The organism is Fretibacterium fastidiosum (assembly GCF_000210715.1).
Classification (GTDB): domain Bacteria; phylum Synergistota; class Synergistia; order Synergistales; family Aminobacteriaceae; genus Fretibacterium; species Fretibacterium fastidiosum.
Genome location: NC_021038.1, coordinates 2,287,645 through 2,292,481, shown reverse-complemented (window position 1 = coordinate 2,292,481; position 4,837 = coordinate 2,287,645). Strand labels below are relative to the sequence as shown.

General features: G+C 64.2%; 2 protein-coding genes. One reads left to right on the top strand and one right to left on the bottom strand.

The window, feature by feature from the left end; genetic code table 11:
- Positions 1 to 116: 116 nt before the first annotated feature.
- Entirely contained in the window at positions 117 to 620 is a 504-nt protein-coding gene (locus tag SY1_RS10335) for a PH domain-containing protein (RefSeq protein ID WP_015556981.1), read from the bottom strand.
- A 512-nt stretch (positions 621 to 1,132) separates the two neighbouring features.
- On the opposite strand from SY1_RS10335, the gene SY1_RS10330 reads away from it, so the two are divergent.
- A partial coding sequence (locus tag SY1_RS10330; RefSeq protein WP_208873741.1) for an RHS repeat protein occupies positions 1,133 to 4,837 on the top strand: 3,705 nt, incomplete at its 3' end.

Below are 4,837 nucleotides of genomic sequence, written 5' to 3'. Positions count from 1 at the left end.
GAACCACCTCCCCTGTCAGGGGAGGCAATCCGTATTAAACGCGAATTGGTATAAAACCAGCCGACAAAAAAAGGACCGCCTGACGGCGGTCCCCGCTTCTTCCGTTCCGTGCGGACTCAGGCGTCCTCGGCGTCCTCCTGCTGTGCCGCGCCGGCCTTTGCGTTCGCCCCCTTGACGCTGCGCTCGTTGGCCTGAATCTCGTCGCGGATGGCGTGGGGGTCCGGCATTTCCTTGATCTGCATCTCGTACTCGCCGGTGCCGGAGGAGGCGATGAAGAGGTCGCCGAGGTTCAGGACCCTCTGCGTAAGCGTCTGCGTCACCTCGACGGTGCGGATGCTGCTGTAGCTGATCTCGATGGACTTGCGGTTCAGGATGCCCTGGTCCAGCGCCACCTCGTCGGGCCGCACGGTGAGGGAGATGCTCGCACGCCGCACCACCATGTACAGGAAGATGGCGATGGCGACCACGGCCCACGCCGCCCACAGGACCCCCTTGATCTTCGCCTCGAAGGGCGCCAGGATCGTCAGGGCGATCACGACCACAGCCAGCAGGACGATCAGCGAGATGCTCCTGTAGAAACTCTTCCACGCGGGCCTGTAAATCTTCTCGTTTCCAGCCATACTCTCTGCCTCCCAAAAGGTCATCGATGACACATGATTTTCTATTATAGCAAAAACGGCTGAAACCTGCGGATCAAATCCCGCGTCCTCCCCTCAATATTTTTTGCATTTTGCGCCGTCCCGGCCCGAGCGGCCCAAATGCCGAGGCACCGCCCGCACTTAAAGCTGGATAACCTGGCGGAGACCTCCTGCGACACCATGCACACCAACGTGGAGATCGGCATGAAGGGCCTGAAACGCTCAGGCCTTCGCCTCTTCGCCGGAAGTTCTCCGCAGCCACCGACTGATGAGTTTTTTTGCACATTGCGAGTTTTAACGAGTTTTAAGTAGAACAACCTATTGTAAAATCACAGGCTTCGTAATTTACTCAATACATTGAAGTTTTTCGCCTTCTACAGTACCCCTCGCGGCTCCGGGGGCGGATGGGCAATGCCCTCCGAACAAATCCAGAGCCTGGCGTACCGACATCGATCCTGAACGGCAGAACGTTTTTAATGTGAAGGAGGTCCCTCATGCGCTACCGCACCCGAAGGCTCACGGCCCTGCTGCTGGTGTTTACCCTGGTCTTTCAGTTGCTGCCGATCCCCGCTTTTGCGAGTGGAAGCAGGGGACTTCCCTCGCGGGCGCAGCGTGCCGACGCCTCTGCACCCCAGAGCGAAAGCGGCTTCCTCCGTGCTTCGGCAGCCTCCGCGAACACGGTTGCCATCACCGCGCCGGCCGACATGGCCGTCGTCACGAAGCCCACGGAGGTCGTCGGCACCGCCATGGCCGAAGGCCTGACGAGGTACAGGCTGGCCTGTGCGCCGGTGCAGAAGAGAAACGACAGCGACCCGGAATATGCCCCGGCCTCCTACACCGTGTTTGCGGAGGGCACGCAGCCCGTGGACGGCGGCGTGCTGGGCGTGTTCGACCCCACTCTGCTGGTCAACGGCCACTACGTCCTGCGGCTTTCGGTGGAGGCCGGAGGCGCTACCACCACAAAGGAGATAACGGTCTCCGTGGAGGGGGAGCTGAAGGCGGGCAGCTTCTCGATGAGCTTTGTCGACATGGACCTCCCCATCCACGGGCTCCCGCTCTCGGTCATCCGGACCTACGACAGCAGGGAAAAGGACGCCATCGGCCGGTTCGGCTATGGGTGGGACATGAAGCTGTCCAGGGCGATGCTGTCGGAGAACGGCACGCCGGGGAAGAACTGGAAGATGGTCCAGTCCGGCGGCGGGTGGCTGAAGAGCTACAGGCTGGTGGAGGAGAAGCCTCACGAGGTGGTCGTCCACTGGGGCAACGGCAGGACGGAGAAGTTTGCGCTGGAGCTCCTGCCAGCGCAGTCCATGCAGCCGATCCGCTGGGTCAGCGCGACCTACCGGAACACGAGCGGCGGCAAGTCGACGCTGGCGCCGCTGGGGCAGTCGACGGACCTGTTGTACCAACAGAGCAAGGGTGGGGTCTGCGACTACGACCTGGAGCCCTATAACCCACAGCGGTACGAGCTGACGGCAGTGGATGGGACCGTTTACGTCTTCAACGACCTCACGGGTCTGGAGAGCGTCACGGGGACGAACGGCGAGGTTGTCACGATCACGGACGACGGGGTGACGCACTCGGACGGCAAGTCCATCGTCTTCGAGCGGGACGGGCTGAAGCGGATAACGAAGATCAGCGGTCCGACGGGACACGCCGTCACGTACCGCTACGACGCCGAGGGCGACCTGGCCTCCGTGACGGATATCGGCGGTCAGGAGACGACGTTCGGGTACGACGGCACACATTACCTGACGAGCCTCACGGACCCTCGTGGCGTGCAGGTTGCACGGAATGAGTACGACGAAGCGGGGCGCCTCATTGCGGTGGTGGACGCGAGCGGTCGGCGCATCTCGTACGCGCACGACCTGGACGCGCGGCGTACGGTGGTGACGGACCGTCTGGGCAACACGACGCTTCACGTCTACGACGAGCGGGGCAACGAGGTGTCCGTGACGGACGGGAACGGGCACGTGACGACGCACACCTACGACGAGAACGGGCGCCTGGCGACGACGACGGACGCGCTGGGGAACACGACGCAGTACCGTTACTCGGCGGACGGCCGCCTTCTTTCGATGACGAACGCGTTAGGCTTGAAGGTGGAGAACGCCTACACGAGCAAGAACGAGCTGATGACGGTCCACGCCTTCGGGGTGAAGCAGGCGGACTTCTCCTACGACGCCGCCGGCCAGATGACGCGGGCGACGGACGCGGTGGGGAACGTCCGTCAGTACGACTACTACGGCAGCGGGCGCCTGAGGAGCATCACGGACGGGATCGGGGCCGTCATGCAGTTCACGTACGACGGGCAGGGTAACGTGCTGTCCACGACGAATGGAGCGGGAGAGACGGCGACGTTCACGTACGACGCGGACGGCAACGCGCTCTCGAAGACGCTGACGCGCCGCGGGGAGAACGGGGCGAACAAGGTCCTGACGGAGACGTACCAGTACGACGTATACGGGAACGTGACGAAGACGGTCTACGCGGACGGGACGTTTACCGGGGCGGAGTACGACAGCGTGGGGAACCGAACGGCGGTGACCGATTCGTCCGGCCGTCGGACGACCTTTGAGTACGACCTCTTCCGGAACCTGAAGAAGGTCAACTACTACGACGGGACGACGGAGCGGTTCGAGTACGACGCGGAGCACCGAAACGTGCGAGCGACGGACCGTTACGGTCAGAGCGTGGCGATGGCGTACGACCACGTGGGGAACCTTGTGAGCAAGACGTACGCGGATGGGACGACGGAGCGCTTTGTCTACGACGCGAAGGACCGTCTGACGACGAAGACGGACCGGGGTGGCGGGGTCACGACGTACACCTACGACGCGATCGACCGGAACACGGCCATCACGGACGCGCTGGGGCAGCGGACGGAGTTTGTGTACGACGAGCGCTCTCAGGTGTCGCAGGTGAAGGACCCGCTGGGGAACGTGACCCGGTACGAGTACGACGCCAACGGGAATCGGACGAAGGCGACGCTGGCGAACGGGAGCACGATGACGAGCGCGTACGACGCGCGGGGTCGCATCGTCAGGCAGACGGATCAGAACGGGCACGTGACGACGTACCGATACGACGGCCAGGACCGCCTGACCGGGGTTGTCGACGCGCTGGGGCAGGAGTGGGTCTACCGCTACAACACGGTGGGCGAGCTGACGTCGGTGACGGACCCTGCGGGGAACCGGATGGCGTACGAGTACGACGACCTGGGGCGTCTGGTGAAGACGGTGAATGCGGCGGGGCAGGAGAAGCGGAACGCCTACGACAGCCGCGGGAACCTGGAGTCGGAGACGGACTTCTCCGGGGTACGGAGGCAGTACGGCTACGACGGCGGCGACCGTCTGCGCCAGATCACGGCGGGGAGCCGGACGGTGACGTTCACCTACGACGGGTCGGGGCGGCTCGAGGGGGTCTCGGACGAGAACGGCGTGACGCGCTATCGCTACGACGCAGTGGGGCGCCTGTCCTCGGAGCAGAAGCCGGATGGGTCGATCCTGTCGTACGAGTACGACGGGGCGGGCCGGGTACGCAGGCTCACGACGCCCTGGGGCAGCACGGTCAGCACCTACGATGCGCTGGGTCGTCTGGTAACGGTGACGGACCGGGCCGGTGCCATCACGAGCTACGAGTACGACGCGAACGGGAACCGGACGAAAGCGACGTACTCCAACGGGCTGACGACGGCCTGGGAGTACAACGTGGTGAACGCGCTGACGCGGGAGCGGATCACGGACCGGGGCGGTTCTCTCGTTGGGGAGTACGTCTACACGGTGGGCAGCGCGGGCGAGCGCCTGGGGGTTCAGGAGATCGGCCGGAGCGGCAACCGCACGGTGACGTACGCGTACGACGCGCTGTACCGCCTGACGGGTGAGACGGTGACAGAGAACGGGACGACCAGCGTCAAGAGCTATGCCTACGATGCGGCGGGGAACCGTGTCACGAAGAGCGTGGGCGGCGCGACGACAAGCTATACCTACAACCGCCTGAACCAACTGACGGGCGAGACGTCCGCGTCCGGCGACGTGACCTACACCTACGACGCGGCGGGGAACCGGACGAAGAAGGTTTCGGGGAATCGGACGACGACCTTCGCGTACGACGAGTTCAACCGCCTGACGCGCGCCACGGTGCAGGAGGGCGCGAACGTGGCGGTGGAGGAGTACGGTTACGACTGGCGCGGCAACCGC

Coding starts and splice junctions, on each gene's coding strand:
- SY1_RS10335 (WP_015556981.1), bottom strand. CDS start 620: ATGGCTGGAAACGAGAAGATTTACAGGCCCGCGTGGAAGAGTTTCTAC.